Annotated in this window: 14 protein-coding genes; 5 read left to right on the top strand and 9 right to left on the bottom strand. The window is 64.4% G+C overall.

Translation table 11 applies throughout. The features are described from left to right. Positions 1-102: 102 nt before the first annotated feature. On the bottom strand, positions 103-765 hold the full coding sequence (gene yrfG, locus CAF78_RS07440) for a GMP/IMP nucleotidase (protein WP_085678686.1): 663 nt from the start codon (positions 763-765) through the stop codon (positions 103-105). 64 nt (positions 766-829) lie between these two features. Between yrfG and nudE the strand changes: the two genes are divergently transcribed. Beyond that, positions 830-1,396: an ADP compounds hydrolase NudE gene (gene nudE / locus CAF78_RS07435; protein ID WP_015268611.1), complete on the top strand. Its 567-nt coding sequence runs from the start codon at positions 830-832 to the stop codon at positions 1,394-1,396. After that, positions 1,393-2,211, top strand: a complete 819-nt coding sequence (gene cysQ, locus CAF78_RS07430) for a 3'(2'),5'-bisphosphate nucleotidase CysQ (RefSeq protein WP_085678690.1) — start codon at positions 1,393-1,395, stop codon at positions 2,209-2,211. Before nudE ends, cysQ begins: the two co-directional genes overlap by 4 nt. Positions 2,212-2,451: 240 nt before the next feature. Here cysQ and CAF78_RS07425 read toward each other — a convergent pair whose 3' ends face one another. From CAF78_RS07425 to rfbC, 5 genes are read right to left on the bottom strand one after another with little or no spacing between them, the layout of a single operon-like run. Beyond that, complete coding sequence (locus CAF78_RS07425; protein WP_085677884.1) at positions 2,452-2,907, bottom strand: YiiD C-terminal domain-containing protein; 456 nt, start codon at positions 2,905-2,907, stop codon at positions 2,452-2,454. Next, positions 2,904-4,313, bottom strand: a complete 1,410-nt coding sequence (locus tag CAF78_RS07420) for a sigma-54 dependent transcriptional regulator (protein WP_085677885.1) — start codon at positions 4,311-4,313, stop codon at positions 2,904-2,906. Before CAF78_RS07420 ends, CAF78_RS07425 begins: the two co-directional genes overlap by 4 nt. Then, a complete protein-coding gene (locus CAF78_RS07415) occupies positions 4,310-6,124 on the bottom strand; it encodes an ATP-binding protein (RefSeq protein WP_085677886.1) in 1,815 nt (604 codons plus the stop codon). The genes CAF78_RS07420 and CAF78_RS07415 overlap by 4 nt, the downstream gene beginning before the upstream one ends. 38 nt (positions 6,125-6,162) lie before the next feature. Next, positions 6,163-7,023, bottom strand: a complete 861-nt coding sequence (rfbD, locus tag CAF78_RS07410; protein ID WP_085677887.1) for a dTDP-4-dehydrorhamnose reductase — start codon at positions 7,021-7,023, stop codon at positions 6,163-6,165. Then, the gene (rfbC, locus tag CAF78_RS07405) at positions 7,020-7,562 is read right to left on the bottom strand and encodes a dTDP-4-dehydrorhamnose 3,5-epimerase (protein ID WP_085677888.1); all 543 of its coding nucleotides are present in this window, start codon (positions 7,560-7,562) and stop codon (positions 7,020-7,022) included. The genes rfbD and rfbC overlap by 4 nt, the downstream gene beginning before the upstream one ends. A 453-nt stretch (positions 7,563-8,015) precedes the next feature. Between rfbC and aguA the strand changes: the two genes are divergently transcribed. Together aguA and CAF78_RS07395 are read left to right on the top strand one after the other, a co-directional pair. Beyond that, a complete protein-coding gene (gene aguA / locus CAF78_RS07400) occupies positions 8,016-9,122 on the top strand; it encodes an agmatine deiminase (protein ID WP_085677889.1) in 1,107 nt (368 codons plus the stop codon). 183 nt (positions 9,123-9,305) lie between these two features. Further along, positions 9,306-9,503: a hypothetical protein gene (locus CAF78_RS07395; RefSeq protein ID WP_085677890.1), complete on the top strand. Its 198-nt coding sequence runs from the start codon at positions 9,306-9,308 to the stop codon at positions 9,501-9,503. Between the two features lie 79 nt (positions 9,504-9,582). Here CAF78_RS07395 and CAF78_RS07390 read toward each other — a convergent pair whose 3' ends face one another. After that, complete coding sequence (locus CAF78_RS07390; protein WP_085677891.1) at positions 9,583-11,685, bottom strand: TonB-dependent siderophore receptor; 2,103 nt, start codon at positions 11,683-11,685, stop codon at positions 9,583-9,585. Positions 11,686-12,130: 445 nt separating this feature from the next. On the opposite strand from CAF78_RS07390, the gene CAF78_RS07385 reads away from it, so the two are divergent. Next, on the top strand, positions 12,131-13,450 hold the full coding sequence (locus tag CAF78_RS07385; protein ID WP_085677892.1) for an OprD family porin: 1,320 nt from the start codon (positions 12,131-12,133) through the stop codon (positions 13,448-13,450). Positions 13,451-13,480: 30 nt separating this feature from the next. On the opposite strand, the gene CAF78_RS07380 is transcribed toward CAF78_RS07385, so the two are convergent. Together CAF78_RS07380 and CAF78_RS07375 are read right to left on the bottom strand one after the other, a co-directional pair. Beyond that, on the bottom strand, positions 13,481-15,151 hold the full coding sequence (locus CAF78_RS07380; RefSeq protein ID WP_085677893.1) for an FMN-binding glutamate synthase family protein: 1,671 nt from the start codon (positions 15,149-15,151) through the stop codon (positions 13,481-13,483). A 104-nt stretch (positions 15,152-15,255) separates the two neighbouring features. Then, positions 15,256-16,623, bottom strand: coding sequence for an ATP-binding protein (locus CAF78_RS07375; protein WP_085677894.1), 1,368 nt, complete (start codon positions 16,621-16,623; stop codon positions 15,256-15,258). Between the last annotated feature and the right edge of the window lies 1 nt (position 16,624).

Here is a 16,624-nt window from a genome sequence, read left to right as displayed (position 1 = left end):
TTTAAGTGGCTTCTTCGCGGGCAAGCCCGCTCCCACAGGCCCCGCACCACATTCAAGGTTGGTGCAGTACCTGTGGGAGCAGGCTTGCCCGCGAAGGGGCCCTTACAGGCCTGTCAGTAATTCCCGGTAATCCTCGACCGCTGCAAACTCTTCGGTATCACGCGGCTGCGCCCGGCTGTCCGGCTGGCGCACCGCCAGCAGATGCCCCACGCCAAAGCGCCGCGCACTGCGCAGGATGGCCAGGGTGTCATCGATGAACAGGCTGCGCGCCGGGTCGAAGCCGATATCCGCCTGCAACGCCTCCCAGAACTGCGGGTTTTCCTTCGGGTAGCCGTAATCGTGCGAGCTGATCAGCCGCTCGAAATACGGTGCCAGTTCCACCCGCTCCAGTTTCAGCGACAGCGAATCGCGGTGGGCATTGGTGATCATCACCACACGTTTGCCCGCCTTGCGGATGGCCGCCAGAAAAGTATCGGCATCCGGCCGCAGGGCGATCAGGTCGGCGATTTCGCGCTTGAGTTCGCGAATCGGCAGCTTCAGCTCGCGGCTCCAGAAGTCCAGGCAGTACCAGTTGAGCGTGCCGGCATTGCGTTCGAACAGCGGCTGCAGCTCCATTTCCGCCATGGCCCGGCTGACCCCGTGCAGCTCGGCGTAGCGCTGGGGCAGGTGGTCGAGCCAGAAGCGGTTGTCGTAGTGCAGGTCGAGCAGGGTGCCGTCCATGTCCAGCAGGACGGTGTCGATGGCAGACCAGGGAAGAACAGGCATGGGAAACTCTCGATCAGTCGGCAAGCCACGGTATAGTAACGCGTTCACGCCAAGGAGCTGCCCCATGCGCCAGAAACCCACCGTCCTCAGCCGCGAAATCGTCGCCAGCAGCCGCCTGTTCCGGGTCGAGGCCGTACAACTGCGCTTCAGCAATGGCAACGAACGCACCTATGAGCGCCTGGTTGGCCGAGGCAATGGCTACGGCGCGGTGATGATCGTGGCCATGCTCGACGCCGAGCACGCGGTGCTGGTCGAGGAGTACTGCGGCGGCACCGACGAATACGAGCTGTCGTTGCCCAAAGGCCTGATCGAGCCGGGTGAGGACGTACTGGCCGCCGCCGACCGTGAACTCAAGGAAGAAGCCGGCTTTGGCGCTCGCCAGCTGGAGCACCTGACCGAGCTGTCGCTGTCGCCGGGCTACATGAGCCAGAAGATCCAGGTGGTACTGGCCAGCGACCTCTACGAGGAGCGCCTGGAGGGCGACGAGCCGGAGCCGATGCGGGTCGACAAGGTCAACCTGCGCGAGCTTTCGGCCCTGGCCATGCACCCGCAGTTCACCGAGGGGCGGGCGTTGGCGGCGCTGTACCTGGCCCGTGACCTGCTGATCCAGCGGGGGCTGCTCGAAGCATGAACGACCTGCAGCTGATGCACGAAGTGGTCAAGCTCGCCCAGCTGGCCGGCAAGGCCATCCTGCCGTTCTGGCGCGCCGACGTGGCGGTGACCAGCAAGGCCGACGATTCACCGGTGACGGCTGCCGACCTGGCCGCGCATCAGGTCATTGCCGATGGCTTGCAGGCGCTGGCGCCGCAGATTCCGGTGCTGTCCGAAGAGGACTGCAATATCCCGCTGGCCGAGCGCCAGGGCTGGAGCCGCTGGTGGCTGGTCGATCCGCTCGACGGCACCAAGGAGTTCATCGCCGGCAGCGAGGAATTCACCGTCAACATCGCGCTGGTCGAGAACGGCGAGGTGGTGTTTGGCGTGGTGTCGATGCCGACCAGCGGGCGCTGCTATTTCGGCGGTCGCGGCCTTGGCGCCTGGCGCTCAGAAGGGGCTGCTGAGCCGCTACCTGTCCAAGTGCGCAATACGCCGCCTGCCGGCGGCCGTTTCACCGTGGTGGCCAGCCGTCGTCATTCCAGCCCGCAACAGGAGGCGTTGCTGGCTGGCCTGCGTGCTGCCGTGGGTGAACTGGAGCTGGCCAATATCGGCAGTTCGTTGAAATTCTGCCTGCTGGCCGAAGGCAGCGCCGACTGCTACCCGCGCCTGGCGCCGACTTCGCAGTGGGACACGGCGGCGGCCCAAGGCGTGCTGGAAGGTGCCGGTGGTGAGGTGATCGAAGTGGATGGCCAGCCGTTCCGCTACCCGGCGCGCGAGTCCTTGCTCAACCCGTTCTTCCTGGCCCTGCCTGCCAAAGCTGCCTGGCGCCAGGCCTTCCTTGATCTGATCTGAGGTTCGGTCGCCCTTTGTGCAAGCAACTGTCTTGCACATTACTTAAAAATTGGCGCGATCCCTGTGGGAGATCACCCAGCCCTGTGGGCTGCGCTGTCGCGCAGAGAACAAAGCCTCAGCAAGCGCCGCTTTACCCTGTGGGAGCGGGCGTGCCCGCGAAGCATGCGACGCGGTGCATGGCACCGGCTTCGCCGGTGTTCGCGGGCACGCCCGCTCCCACAGAGGTCGCGCCAGCCGCTGTCAGCGGTGCAGGACGTACTGCCCGCTGAAGGTGACAGCGGGTTCGTCGCTGCCAACGTTGCTGACCGTGGTTTCCAGGGTCAGCCTGGCCCGGCCACGGCGCTGGTACATCGTCAGGAACCGCTCCCAGGTCTTTTCGTCCGGCGCCGGGCAACGTGCCACCGCCGTGCCGGTCACCGGCAGTGGATAGCTGATCTGGCCCTCCTGGATGACGATATGCCCGTCATCGATGCCCAGCTCACGCAGGCGCAGGTGCAACCAGCCCCAACCCACCAGCACCGCGGCGCAATACAGGCTGCCGCCGAACATGGTGCTCTTGTGGTTGACGTTGGCGGCCAGCGGCAGTTGCAGGCGCAAGGTCTGGGCTTGCCAATCGATGACTTCCAGGCCCATTTCGCGGGTCAGTGGAATGTCGCCGTGCAGCACGGACTGCAGGTATTGGCTGTCGGAACTCATGGGCGATTTTCCTCGTGGTCGTCACTGGTGCTGCTACCGCCTTCAAAATGCAGGCCGTGCTTGCGCAGCTTGTCGTGCAGGGTCTTGCGCGGGATGCCGAGGGCTTCGGCGAGGCTGCGCATGGAGCTGTGGGGCTGGGCCAGTTCGGCGGCGATCAACGAACGTTCGAACTGTTCGACCTGCTCGCTGAGGTTGCCCAGCAGGATCGGCGCAGCGGTGGCGGCGGCAGGCGGCGCCTGGCCATCGAGGGCCAGCTCCAGGCCCAGGGCAAAGCGTTCGGCAGCGTTCTGCAGTTCGCGCACGTTGCCCGGCCAGTCATGGCGCAGCAGCACGGCCCGCTGGGCGGGCTGCAGGCTGTGCGGCGGCAGGCCATGGCGCTGGCTGGCGGCGTCGGCGAAGTGCTGGAACAACACCAGGATGTCGTCGCCGCGTTCGCGCAAGGGTGGAATGCGCAGCGGCGCCACGTTCAGGCGGTAGTAGAGGTCGGCGCGGAAGCGGCCTTGGTCGGCGGAGGTGCGCAGGTCTTCCTTGGTGGCTGCGATGATGCGGATATCCAGCGGGATGAGCTGGTTGCCGCCGAGCCGCTCGACCACCCGCTCTTGCAGCAGGCGAAGCAGCTTCACCTGCACGTCCAGGCTCATGCTCTCGATCTCGTCGAGGAACAGCGTGCCGCCGTTGGCGAACTCGAACTTGCCGATACGGCGCTTCTGCGCACCGGTGAAGGCCCCCGGCTCGTGGCCGAACAGCTCGCTTTCGACCACCGATTCGGCCAGCGCGCCGGCATTGATCGCCACGAACGGGCCTGTGCGGCGGCTGGACAGGTCGTGCAGGGCACGGGCGACCACCTCTTTGCCGGCACCGGTCTCACCGAGGATCAACACATCGGCCCGGGTACCCGCCAGGGCGCCGATCTGCTCACGCAAGCGCTGCATCGACGGTGAGTGGCCAACCAGCCGGGTGGCCAGTTGCTGGCGGTCGCTCAGGGCCAGGCGCAGGCTGCGGTTGTCCAGCACCAGGCGGCGCAAGGCCAGGGCACGGCGCACGCTGTCGAGCAGGGCGTCGCTGGCGAAGGGCTTTTCGAGGAAGTCGTAAGCGCCCGCGCGCATGGCCTGTACCGCCAGCGGCACATCGCCGTGGCCGGTGATCAGCAGCACCGGCAGCTCACTGTCGCGGCCGTGCAACTGCTCCAGCAGCTGCAGGCCGTCGATGCCGGGCATGCGGATATCGCTGACCACCACGCCCGGCCAGTCGGGCTCGATGCGCTCGGCCAGTCCTTGGGCGTCAGCCAGGGCGACCACCTTGAGCCCGGCCAGGTCGAGGGTCTGGCTCAGGGCCTGGCGCAGGTGTGGGTCATCGTCGACCAGGATCACCTGGGCCTGGCTGTCGATGTAAGGCTCGGTCGTCATGCCGAGGGGTCCTCCGAAGTGGGCAAGGTAGCGCCGGGTGCGGCCACGCGCAGTTGCAGGGTGAGCAGGGCGCCACCTTCGGGGTGGTTGGCCAGCAGCAGTTCACCGCCCAGGGCGCGCATCAGGCTTTCGCAGATGGCCAGCCCCAGGCCCAGGCCCTGGGTGCGGGTCTTGGTGGTGAAGAACGGCTCCTTGGCGTGCTCCATGGCCTGGCGGCTGAAGCCCGGGCCGTTGTCGCGAATGTATAGGTAGACGTAGTCATCGCGCTGTTCGGCACTCAGCCACAGGCGCCGCGGGTTGGCTTTTTCGGTCAGGGCGTCGAGGGCGTTGGCCAGCAGGTTGCCGAGTACCTGGCGCAGGCGGGTTTCGCCGGCCTGCACCCACAGGGTGGCTTCGGGCAGGTCGCGGATCAGCTCCACGGCCATTGCCCGGCGGCGCTTGGCCAGCAGGGCCAGGGCGTCATCCAGTGCCGGTTGCAGGGCCACGCTTTCCGGGGCGTGGCGGTCGCGGCGGGCGAAGGCGCGCAGGTGGGCGATGATCGAGGCCATGCGCCCGGTCAGTTCGCCAATCAGCTTGAGGTTGCCGCGGGCGTCTTCGGTGCGTTGATGGTCGAGGAGGATTTCGGCGTTTTCCGCGTAGCTGCGGATCGCCGCCAGCGGCTGGTTGAGCTCGTGGCTGATGCTGGCCGACATGGTGCCGAGCACCGAGAGCTTGCCGGCCTGGACCAGTTCGTCCTGGGCGCGCACCAGCTCCTGCTGGGCGTTCTCGCGCTCCAGCACGGCGCTTTTGAGCCGGGTGTTGAGGCCTTCGAGGGCGGCGGTACGCTCGGCCACGCGTGACTCCAGCTCCTGGCGGCCCCGGGCCTCGAAATCGATGCGGTCGATGTAGTGGCGGCGCCGCTGCATCACCAGGCCGGTGAACAGCATCAGCACCAGCAGGGTGCCGGCGCCGATGGCCATCACCGTCTGCACCGAGCGGTCGACCAGCGTGCGGGGGGCGAGGATGCTCACTTGCCAGCCGGTTTCCTTGATGTCGCGGGTCTGCGTCAGCCAGGCGTCCTGGTTGAGCACCAGCGGCTGCGGCGCCTGGGTCGGGTAGGGCTGGATGGCGATGATCGCCTGGCGCTCGGCTTCGGTCAGCACGCGGGTGGCGCGAAAACGCCAGTCGGGGCGCGAGGTGAGGATCACCACGCCGTTGTGGTCGGTCAGCAGCAATTGCTCGGGGGTACGGCCCCACAGGGTTTCGGTGTGGTCGAGGTCGACCTTGACCACCAGCACGCCCACGATGCGCTCCCTGTCGCGTACGGCGGCAGCGAAGAAGTAGCCGCGCTTGGCCGAGGTGGTGCCCTGGCCGAAGAAGCGGCCCAGGTGGCCGGCCATCGCTTCGTTGAAATACGGGCGGAAGGAGAAATTGCGGCCGACGAAGCTGTCCTGCTTGTCCCAGTTGGAGGCGGCCAGGGTGTTGCCGCTGACATCCATCAGGTACATCACTTCGGCGCCGGTCTGGTGGACGATGTCCTTGAGCAGGCGGTTGGCATTGGTGACCGCCTCGAGGCGGAACGGGTCGGCCAGCACGCCGCGCAGCGCCGGCAGGTCGCCGAGGATCTGCGGCAGGGTTTCGTAGCGGTGCAGGGTGCCGAGCAGGTTGGCGACGTACAGGTCGAGGGTCTGGCGGTTCTGCGAGGCCAGTTCGTCCTGGTAGTAGCGCTCGGCCAGGTGGTGCAGTGGCCACAGCAAAGGCGCCAGGCACAGGGCCAGCAGGGCCAGGCTGCGCCAGCGGGGACGGCGAGGGGGTGTGGGTTTTGCAATCATCGCGTAAATGCGCCAGGTGGGTCTGGCGCAATTATGCGCTACTTGAGGCAGTCGATCAGTGCCTGGTGCCAGTGCGGCAGGTGGACGTCCCACTCCTGGGCCAGGCGCGAGCAGTTAAGGCGAGAGTTGGCTGGGCGACGGGCTGGGGTCGGGTATTCGCTGGAAGGGATCGGCAGCAGCTCGGCGCAGGGCAGGCCGCGTGCCTTGAGCTGTTCGCCAATGGCCTGGGCGAAGCCGAACCAGGATGTTTCGCCCTGGGCGGTGAGGTGATAGGTGCCCCAGGCACCGCGCTGCCCGGCCTGCCAGCGCTCGATCAGTGCCCGGGTGGCGACGGCGATGGTGGTGGCCCAGGTGGGGGCACCGATCTGGTCGTTGACCACGCGCAATTGCGGTTTTTCCTGCAGCAGGCGTTGCATGGTCAGCAGGAAGTTGCGCCCGTACAGCGAATAGACCCAGCTGGTGCGCAGAATCAGATGCTCGCCATCCACGTCGGCGATGGCTTGCTCCCCGGCCAGTTTGCTGCGGCCGTACACACCCAGCGGGTTGGGGCGGTCGAGCTCGGTGTAGGGCAAGGCCTTTTCACCATCGAAGACATAGTCGGTGGAGTAGTGGATCAGCGGCGCTCCCAGGCGCACCGCCTCTTCGGCCAGGATCCGCGGGCCTTCGGCGTTGATCGCGAAGGCCAGGTCTGGCTCGCTTTCGGCCTGGTCCACCGCGGTATGGGCGGCGGCGTTGATGATCAGCTGCGGGGCCAGGCGCCGCACTGGCTCGCGCAGCGCCTCGGGGCGGGCCATGTTCAGATGCTCGCGGCCCAGCACATGCACTTCGCCAAGCCCGTTCAACTGCGCCTGCAGCGCCTGAGCGACTTGGCCATTGTGGCCACAGACGAGAATCTTCATGGGAACAGGTCCGCGTCTTTCAACAGCACGGCAGCCTGGTCCTTGGCCGACAGGGTCGGGTTCTCGACGCCCCAGTCGATGGCCAGGTCAGGGTCGTCCCAGCGGATCGAGCGCTCGGCGGCGGGGTTGTAGTAGTCGGTGGTCTTGTACAGGAAGTCGGCCGTTTCGCTCAGCACCAGGAAACCGTGGGCGAACCCGGGTGGGATCCAGAACTGCAGGTGGTCGGTGGCGGTCAGGCGCCGGGCCACCCAGCGGCCGAAGTACGGCGAACTGCGGCGTATGTCCACGGCCACGTCCAGCACTTCGCCCTGCACCACGCGCACCAGTTTCCCCTGAGGGTTGTCGATCTGGTAATGCAGACCGCGCAGCACACCCCGTTGGGAGCGCGAATGGTTGTCTTGGACAAAGTGGCCGTCGAACCCGGTCTGCTTCTTGAATTCGCGGGCATTGAAGCTTTCGAAGAAGAAGCCACGGCTGTCGCCGAAGACCTTGGGTTCGATGATGACTACGTCGGGTATCTCGGTCGCTATGATGTTCATGGAGATTCTTCGGTCAGTGTGCTGAGGGTCCGACCTTGAAAGGTCCGCTCTAAGTCCGCCGCCTTGGCAAACTGAGCCTAGATCGGCTGGCGGTGAGCCAGCACGCGCCCACCTGCTGATTTCATCTTTGCACCGGGTTATCGGCCACAGGGCCGGGTTCCCCAGCAGAAAAATGAAACAGGTTTCATCTTGAGGCTTTTTGGCACGGTGACGCAGCCTGCGCGAAGCGATTATATCGAACGTCGGGTCTGGATTGTCTTTGGCTGACCGTTTATCGATCTATATCGGTAAAAAATAGAAATTTGTCAGATACTGATCATATATAAGGCTTCTAAAGTCGATATGTATCGGTTATAAATTAGCCAATCTCGGCGGGCATCACACACCGTCGGGAATGTCACATTCACTTGCTATCCATCGACCATCGGCCCAGTGCCTTTGCAGAGGTTACCCATGAAGACCCTCAACTCCACCCCCCGCGCCGACGGTTTCCACATGCCCGCCGAATGGGCTGCGCAAACCCAGGTCTGGATGGTCTGGCCGGAGCGTTCGGACAACTGGCGCCTGGGCGGCAAACCAGCCCAGGCGGCGCATGTCACCCTGGCCAAGGCCATCGCCCGCTTCGAGCCGGTAACCGTGGCGGTTTCCGCCGGCCAGTACGAAAACGCCCGTCGCCAGCTGGACCTGCCGAACATTCGGGTGGTGGAAATCAGCAACGACGACGCCTGGGTGCGGGACACCGGCCCGACCTTCGTGATCAACGACCACGGCGAGGTACGTGGCGTGGACTGGGGCTTCAATGCCTGGGGCGGCTTCGACGGTGGCCTGTATGCGCCGTGGAACCGGGATGAAGAACTGGCGGCCAAGGTACTGGAAATGGAGCGCTGCCAGCGCTACCACACCGAAGGCTTCGTGCTCGAGGGCGGTTCGATCCATGTCGATGGCGAAGGCACCCTGATCACCACCGAAGAGTGCCTGCTCAACCGCAACCGCAACCCGCACCTGAACCGCGAGCAGATCGAAGAGATCCTGCGCGAGCAGCTGGCGGTGGAAACCATCGTCTGGTTGCCCGAAGGCCTGTACAACGACGAAACCGACGGCCACGTCGACAACTTCTGCTGTTACGTCAGCCCGGGCGAAGTGTTACTGGCCTGGACCGATGATTCCAACGACCCCAACTATGCCCGTTGCCATGCGGCCTACGAGGTGCTGAAAAACACCCGTGACGCCAAAGGCCGCGAGTTTGTGGTGCACAAGATGCCGATCCCCGGCCCGCTGTTCGCCACTGAAGCAGAATGCGCCGGTGTCGACCAGGTGGCCGGCAGCCAGGAGCGCGACCCGTCGGTGCGCCTGGCCGGTTCGTACGTGAACTTCCTGATCGTCAATGGCGGCATCATCGCGCCGAGCTTCGACGACCCGGCAGATGCGCAGGCCAGAGCGATTCTTGCCAAAGTCTTCCCGGACCACGAAGTGGTGATGATCCCGGGGCGTGAACTGCTGCTCGGCGGTGGCAACATCCACTGCCTGACCCAGCAGCAGCCGGCACCGGTCAAGCGCTGATCACTGCCCCACGAAGAAGCCCGTCAGATGACGGGCTTTTTTTTGCTCCGGCGATATCCGGAAGGCCCGATGGCATACGTTTTGTATTGTTTTCAGGGAGTTAACCAGGCAGGCCGGGCTCTCGGTACTGTAACAATCACAACGTAAATTAGCCGCTCACGGGCCCAGGGAGTACGTGTGGACATGAACGCAGCAAGTGAGACGGCTTTGCGCCCATCGGCAGTCAATCATCATTCGCTCAAGATTCTGGCGCAGTGGTTGAAACACCATGGAGGCAATCGGGTCAGGACGACCGACCCACGACGTCTGCTTGACGGCCGCTATCCTCAAGGGCTGATCAGCGATGCTGAGCTGGATGCGCTGCTGGGGGTCTGGCACTGACCAGGGCAGGAGCCCGCCCCATGAAGAACGCCACCGCACTTGCGGTGGCGTTTTCGTTTGAGCAAGGTGCAAAAGCGGGTCAGAAACGGTAAGTACCGGTCACCACCAGGCTGCGCGGGTCACCGACCTGGATCTGCGCGGCACTGGTCGCCGAGCTGTAGTAGGTCTTGTCGGTGATGTTGCTCAGCGCTGCCCGCATATCCCAGTCATGGGTGCGGAACCCTGCCAGCGCGTCCCAACGGCCATAGCCTGGCAAAACCGTGGTGTTCTGGTTATCGGCGTAGCGTTCTCCGACCAGCGTCAGGCCGGACTCGGCGTACCAGCCCAGTTCTGGTTTCCAGGTCACGAACAGGCTGGCGTTGCGTTTTGCCACATCGTTGATGCGATTGCCTTCCAGGCCATTGTTGTCTTTGACGATGGTGGCGTCCTGCAAACCGATGCCGCCACGGACGTACCAGTTGCCGACAATGTTGCCGGTGGCCGTCAGTTCGATGCCGCGTGAGCGTTGCAGGCCGCTGAGCAGGGTGATCTCCGGGTTGTTCGGGTCGCGCGTGCGGCGGTTGTAGAGCTCCAGTTCATAAATGGCGAGGGTGGTGCTCAGGCGTTCGTCCAGCCAGTCGCTTTTCACCCCGATCTCCTTCTGCCGGGTCAGCTCCGGGCTGGTGTCGTTGGTGTTGCCCGGCGCGCCTGGGGTGATGCCGATCAGGCCACCGCCGACCGGCGAGAATGTCTTGCTCCACGACGCATAGAAGGAATGGTCGCGCCAGGGGGTGTAGATCACGCCAAGGCGCGGGCTGGTGGTGTTGCTGTCCTGTTTCTCGGAAAGGTTGCGGACCTTGTTCGTGGTCTCTACCTCGAACTGGTCGAAACGCACCCCGGCCAGCAATTGCCATTGGTCGTTCAGGCGGATCTGGTCTTGCAGGTACAGCCCGCGGCTGTCGACCACGGTGTGGTTGTCGCTGGACACCAGCATGCGGCCGTTGTGCTGCAGGCTGCGGTCGGGGTGGTAGACATCCAGGCTGGGTACCGGGCTGCCACCGGCCGCGACCGGCGCGGCGGTATACAGCGTCGGGTCACGGCGCTGATTGCCGAACTCCAGCCCGATCAACAGCTTGTGTTCCAGGCCAAGGGTGGCGAAATCACCTTCGGCTTCCAGGTTGTTGAACAGGTTGCGGGTGGTCAGGTCTTGCTGCCAACGCTGGCGGGTAACCGTCTTGTTGCGGGCGTTGTAGCCCGTGACGTAGGTGTTGTCGAACTGGCTGTCGAGCGTGAACAGGCCGAGGGTGTGGCGCAATTGCCAGGTTTCGTCGAGCTGGTAGTTCAGGCGAGAGCGCAACGATTGCGCACGGTCGTCGATGTAGTCGCGCTGGGTGTCGCCGAAGGTGGTGCTGCGGCCGACATCCGCCGGGCGCCCGTCGACACCGGGAATGCCCCGGTCAGGCGTGCGGTTGTAGCGGCTGTACTCGTACTGCACCAGCCAGTTGAGGTCGGGTGAAAGCTGCCAGCTCATGGACGGCGCGAACAGTTGCCGGCTACCGTCGATGCCGTCGCGGAAACTGTTGTTGTCCTGGTTGCCCATGTTCAGGCGCAGGCTGAGGCTGTCGCTGGGGTCGGCACTGAGGTCGGCATACAGGCTGCGCAGGTCTTCACTGCCGCCCTGGGCCTCGATCGACGAGCGCCGGCCACGCTCTGGCGCCTTGCTTACCCGGTTGACGATGCCACCTTGGCTGCCACGGCCATAAAGCACGGCTGCCGGGCCTTTGAGCACTTCGACCCGCTCGATGTTATGCAGGTCGCGAATGTACTGGCTGTCGTCGCGGATGCCGTCCAGGTAAAAGTCGTTGCTCGCCTCGAAGCCGCGAATACGTACGCTGTCGAAGCGCGTATCGGCACCGCTGCTGACGTTGGGAATGCCTTCCAGCGCCTCGCCCAGGGTATTGCTGCCGTAGTCCAGTACGTTGGAGGTCTTTACCGAGTCGATGGCTTGCGGCACATAGCGCACCGGCGTCGACGTACGGGTCGCGGTGCTGACCTCCTTGACCTGGGGGTTGTCTTCTTCGCGTTCACTCTCGGCAGTTACCGAGAGTTCGGGCAGGGTGGTGCTGGAGGCGCTGGCCAGGCTGGCGCTGATCAACAGTGACAGGCCAAGGCCAAATGAGGGCAGGCGGTTGGGGGCAAGCATCAGAACATCCGGACTGAGGTAAATGAAAAACAGGCGCGAATGGTAATGCTTGTTATTTGCTGTCGCTTGGGTGTTTGTAAAGACTTGTCTTTACATATGTGTCAGTTTGTAAATTAGGCTTTTGCCACGGGTTGCTGCCGAACAATCCCACAAAAGACAAAATGCCTGCCGATTGCCTCAAGTCATATGAAAATGCACCAGCCATTACTGCGAAATTGGTTATATCGACCTGCAATTCACGATTTTTTGACATTTGTAATCGCGCAGGGCTAGGATTCGGCCAACGCTTGCTGGCCACCCCTGGCCATGCTGCTGCGAAAGGCCCGCCACACAACGATTGGCGGGCCTTTCAGTTCGGATCCGCATAGCGTCGAACCTACGAAGGGGCGTTGGTTCCTGGCGTAATTGTGCAAAGCGTTTTTGATTTAGAAATAAGGAAAACAACATGTTGAAAACCAGGATCAGCCTGGTCGCCCTGGCGATGATCGCCGCGACCCAGGCCCAGGCCAACGATCAGGCCGACAGCAAGGGCTTCCTCGAGGACAGCCACGCCAACGTTCTTCTGCGCAACGCCTACATCAACCGTGACAAGAAGCACGGTACCGATGACCAGATCGAATGGGGTCAGGCAGCCATTGCCAACTTCTCCTCTGGCTTCACCCAGGGCACCGTCGGTGTCGGTGTCGACGCCTTCGGCCTGTACGCCGTGCGTCTGGACGGCGGCAAAGGCCACAACGGTGGCGCCGGTGTCGACTTCTTCAAGCCGCACAACAGCGTGAATGCCGATGGCAACGCCAGCGGCCCGCACGACCTCGCCCGTGCCGGCGCAGCCGTGAAGTTCCGCATCTCCAACACCGTGCTCAAGTACGGTGACCAGATGCCAGCCCTGCCAGTGCTGCAATACGACGACGCCCGCCTGCTGCCAGAAAGCTTCACCGGCACCCTGATCACCTCCAAGGAGATCGCAGGCCTGGAGCTGAACGCCGGCCGCTTCACCCAGGAAGCGCGCAAGAGCGCCGAGCGTCGTGACGGTGGCGGCCTGAAGTCGATCAACGTCCTCGGCGGCAGCTACAAGTTCACCGACAACTTCACCGCTTCGCTGTACACCGCAGACAACGAAGACGTGATGAAGAAGCACTACCTGGGCCTGAACTACGTCTTCCCGATCGCCAGTGACCAGTCCCTGACCCTGGACTTCAACGGTTACAAGTCGGACATCGACAACAAGTTCGTCCAGGCTGCCAAACTCAACGGCGATTCCAACACCATCTGGAGCCTCGCTGCGACCTACGCCTACGGCGCGCACTCGTTCACCATCGCGCACCAGCGCAGCACCGGCAGCACCGGCTACAACTACGGCTGGTACCAGAATGAAGGCGGCGTGGGTGACGGTGGCTCGACCATCTACCTGGCCAACTCCTACTGGTCCGACTTCAACGCCGAAGACGAGCGCTCCTGGCAGCTGGGCTACGGCCTGGACTTCGGCGCCTACGGCATCCCGGGCCTGACCTACAAGCTGGCCTACGTGGTGGGTGACAACATCAACACCCGCAACGTCGATAACCCGCAGGGCTTCGGTGAAGGTAAAGAACGCGAGATCTTCAACCAGATCCGCTACGTCGTTCAGGACGGCCCGGCCAAGGACCTGTCGATCAAGCTGCGCAGCTCGTTCGTTCGCACCAACAACGCTGTACAGCAGAACGGCTACAACGACGACGGCAACGAAGTCCGCGTATTCGTCGAGTACCCGATCAGCATCTTCTGATCCTGACCGAGCGTCGCGAGCAGCCCCGGCCTATGCCGGGGCTGTTTGTTTGCGGCGCACGCTGGCCGCTGCCGGCGTGGCCGGTACCTCCCCTGTCTCCGGCGCAAAGCTGTCACTGCGCGCCATCCGCCACATCCGCGCATAGAACTCGCTTTCAATCGAGCCACTGAGCAATTCGCCAGGCTTGAGGAACTGGTGCAAGTCGGAAAACAGGCTGATCTGGCTGGTGCTGATACGCCGCGCCAGGTGCTTGGGCTTGAGCTCCGAGGGGTGTTCCAGGCCTGCGGCAGCGAGCATCTCGGCCAGGGCATGCAGCGTGTTGCGATGGAAGCTGGCCACCCGTTCGGCTTTGTCGGGCACGACCAAGGCGCGCTGGCGCAACGGGTCTTGCGTGGCGACGCCGGTCGGGCACTTGTTGGTGTGGCAGCTCTGCGACTGGATGCAGCCGATGGCGAACATGAAGCCGCGTGCCGAGTTGACCCAGTCGGCGCCGATGGCCAGCACGCTGGCGATATCGAAGGCACTGACGATCTTGCCCGCCGCGCCGATGCGGATGCTCGAGCGCAGGTTCAGGCCGACCAGGGTGTTGTGCACGAACATCAGGCCTTCGCGCATCGGCACGCCCATGTTGTCGCTGAACTCCCGAGGTGCCGCGCCGGTGCCGCCTTCCTTGCCGTCGACGACGATGAAATCCGGGGTGATGCCGGTGACCAGCATGGCCTTGGCGATGCCCATGAATTCCCACGGGTGGCCCAGGCAGAACTTGAAGCCCACCGGCTTGCCGCCCGACATCTCTCGCAGGCTGGCAATGAAGTGCAGCAGCTCCACCGGGGTGCGGAATGCGCTGTGCGCGGCGGGCGAGATACAGTCCTCGCCCACGCGCACACCGCGGGTGGCGGCGATCTCAGGGCTGACCTTGTGTGCCGGCAGAATCCCGCCATGGCCGGGCTTGGCACCCTGGCTGAGCTTGAGTTCGATCATCTTCACTTGCGGGCTGCGCGCCTGCTCGGCGAAGCGTTGCGCGTCGAAGCGGCCGTCTTCGGTGCGGCAACCGAAGTAGCCGCTGCCGATTTCCCAGATCAGGTCGCCGCCATGCTCGCGGTGGTAAGGGCTGATGCTGCCTTCGCCCGTGTCGTGGGCGAAACGGCCAAGGCGTGCGCCCTGGTTGAGCGCGGCAATCGCATTGGCGCTGAGCGCGCCAAAGCTCATGGCCGAGATGTTGAAGATCGACGCAGAGTAGGGCAGGCGGCATTGCGGCCCGCCAATGGCAATGCGAAACGACGCCGGGTCGGGTGTGGCGACAGGCAACATCGAGTGGCTGATGAATTCGAAGCCCGGCTTGTAGGCATCGTTGAGCGTGCCGAAGGCTTTCTCGGCGCTCTCGTTCTTGGCCCGGGCATACACCAGCGAGCGCTGCGAACGGGAGAACGGCAGCTTGTCGTCGTCACCTTCGATCAGGTACTGGCGGATCTCAGGGCGGATGGTTTCGATCAGGTAGCGGATATTGCCCAGGATCGGGTAGTTGCGCCGCACCGCGTGGTGGCTCTGGCGCAGGTCGTTGAGGCCGACCAGGCTGAGCAGGGCGGCAACCACCGTCAGCGGCCAGAGCCAACTGTGCTGGGCAAGGAACGGGATGCTGGCGAAGGTGAACAGCAGGCACAGGGCCAGGCAGGCATAACGGCTGGGAAGCGAATCTTTCATGGGTCCATCGCAGGTTGGATGACGCGGCCTAGGATAGGCAAACCCCGGGGCGGGAAAACCTGGGGTTTTGGTAAAAGACTATTACCCGAACGAGGGGGGCTGGCTCACCGGGGCAGCAACACACTGACGCGCAAACCACCGCCCTCGCGATTGTGCAGCAGCAGTTCGCCGCCATGGCTGCTGGCGATGCGCTGGGCAATGCTCAGCCCCAGGCCGTAGCCCCCGGACGCCTGGTTGCGTGACCCTTCGCCACGCACGAACGGGTCGGTGATGGTGGCCAGCAGGCCAGGCGCGATACCGGGGCCGCGGTCGTCGATGTGGATGTACACGCCAGTGATGGCGGTTTCCAGTGTCACCGACACCTGCCTGGCATAACGCAGGGCATTGACCACCAGGTTCTGCAGGCAGCGTTGCAGCAACAAGGCATCGACCCGCAGGCTGCCGCCCTTGCCCTGTACGGGCAAAGGCTCCGCGCTGCTGGCAAGGTCGGCGCACAGCCGCGCTACCAGGCGGTCGAGGTCGACCAGCTGAAGGTTCTGCTGCTCGCCGGCACGCAGGTAGTCGAGCACCTGGCCAACCATGTTGTCCATCTGGGTGATGTTCTGCCGCAGGCGTTCGCGCTGCTCGTCGTCCGGCAGCCGCTCCAGGCGCAGGCGCATGCGTGTCAGCGGGGTGCGCAGGTCGTGGGACACGGCGGCCAGGAAGTAGGCCTTGTCGTTGACCATGGCGATCAGGCGCTGCTGCATGGCATTGAAGGCGAGTGCGGCCTGCCTGACTTCCTCCGGGCCGTCCAGGGCCAGCGGTGGCTGCGCGAGGTTGCTGCCCAGCCCGCGCGCCGCATCGGCCAGGCGCCGCAACGGGCGCAGGCACAGGCGCACCGCGATCAGGCAGACCAGCAGCACGGCAACGATGCGCAGCGCGTACACCCGCAGCAGGTAATCGCTGATCAGCACCCACGCCGATTCGCCGCTCCAGCCCTGCAGCTCCTGGCCGTCGATGCTCAGCCAATGGCCATCGGGCAACGGCACGGCGAACTGGATATGCGCCTGGGCAGTGCGCAGGCCGAACAGGCTGCGCCAGACGATCGGCTGGCCCCGTTCATCGGTCAGTTGCACCTTCAGCAGGCGCACCGCCTGCGCATGGCCCAGTTCGTACTTGAGCGCCTGTTGCAGTAGCAGCTCGACGCGCCGGCGCCCGCGCCGCTGGTCCTCCGGTTGTGCAGGTTCGCTCTCGGCACAACGCAGCTGATAGTGCGCCGGTACCTGCAGGTTCTCGGTGTGGCAATCGGCCTGGGCAATCAGCGGGGCGCTGCGTGCGGCCATGAGCCGGACCGGTGCCTCGAGCACCTGGGCGAAACGCACATCGAACCAGATGCTGCTCGACATCAACTGGATCACCAGCGTGCCGCTGACCATGATCAGCAGCAGCTGGCCAAACAGCGTGCGTGGCCACAGGCGACGGAGCCAACGCATC

Origin of the sequence: Pseudomonas sp. R28(2017), assembly GCF_002112505.1 — a bacterium.
Lineage (GTDB): Bacteria > Pseudomonadota > Gammaproteobacteria > Pseudomonadales > Pseudomonadaceae > Aquipseudomonas.
The sequence above is the reverse complement of the archived record's forward strand: the minus strand, read 5'-3'. Positions and strand labels throughout refer to the sequence as shown.

Excerpts from the sequence above, each read along its gene's own strand:
- nudE (WP_015268611.1), top strand. The coding sequence starts at position 830 with ATGCGCCAGAAACCCACCGTCCTCAGCCGCGAAATCGTCGCCAGCAGC.
- CAF78_RS07390 (WP_085677891.1), bottom strand. The coding sequence starts at position 11,685 with ATGCTTGCCCCCAACCGCCTGCCCTCATTTGGCCTTGGCCTGTCACTG.
- CAF78_RS07395 (WP_085677890.1), top strand. The coding sequence starts at position 9,306 with ATGAACGCAGCAAGTGAGACGGCTTTGCGCCCATCGGCAGTCAATCAT.
- CAF78_RS07420 (WP_085677885.1), bottom strand. The coding sequence starts at position 4,313 with ATGACGACCGAGCCTTACATCGACAGCCAGGCCCAGGTGATCCTGGTC.
- CAF78_RS07385 (WP_085677892.1), top strand. The coding sequence starts at position 12,131 with ATGTTGAAAACCAGGATCAGCCTGGTCGCCCTGGCGATGATCGCCGCG.
- CAF78_RS07425 (WP_085677884.1), bottom strand. The coding sequence starts at position 2,907 with ATGAGTTCCGACAGCCAATACCTGCAGTCCGTGCTGCACGGCGACATT.
- CAF78_RS07375 (WP_085677894.1), bottom strand. The coding sequence starts at position 16,623 with ATGCGTTGGCTCCGTCGCCTGTGGCCACGCACGCTGTTTGGCCAGCTG.
- aguA (WP_085677889.1), top strand. The coding sequence starts at position 8,016 with ATGAAGACCCTCAACTCCACCCCCCGCGCCGACGGTTTCCACATGCCC.
- CAF78_RS07415 (WP_085677886.1), bottom strand. The coding sequence starts at position 6,124 with ATGATTGCAAAACCCACACCCCCTCGCCGTCCCCGCTGGCGCAGCCTG.
- CAF78_RS07380 (WP_085677893.1), bottom strand. The coding sequence starts at position 15,151 with ATGAAAGATTCGCTTCCCAGCCGTTATGCCTGCCTGGCCCTGTGCCTG.
- rfbD (WP_085677887.1), bottom strand. The coding sequence starts at position 7,023 with ATGAAGATTCTCGTCTGTGGCCACAATGGCCAAGTCGCTCAGGCGCTG.
- yrfG (WP_085678686.1), bottom strand. The coding sequence starts at position 765 with ATGCCTGTTCTTCCCTGGTCTGCCATCGACACCGTCCTGCTGGACATG.
- cysQ (WP_085678690.1), top strand. The coding sequence starts at position 1,393 with ATGAACGACCTGCAGCTGATGCACGAAGTGGTCAAGCTCGCCCAGCTG.
- rfbC (WP_085677888.1), bottom strand. The coding sequence starts at position 7,562 with ATGAACATCATAGCGACCGAGATACCCGACGTAGTCATCATCGAACCC.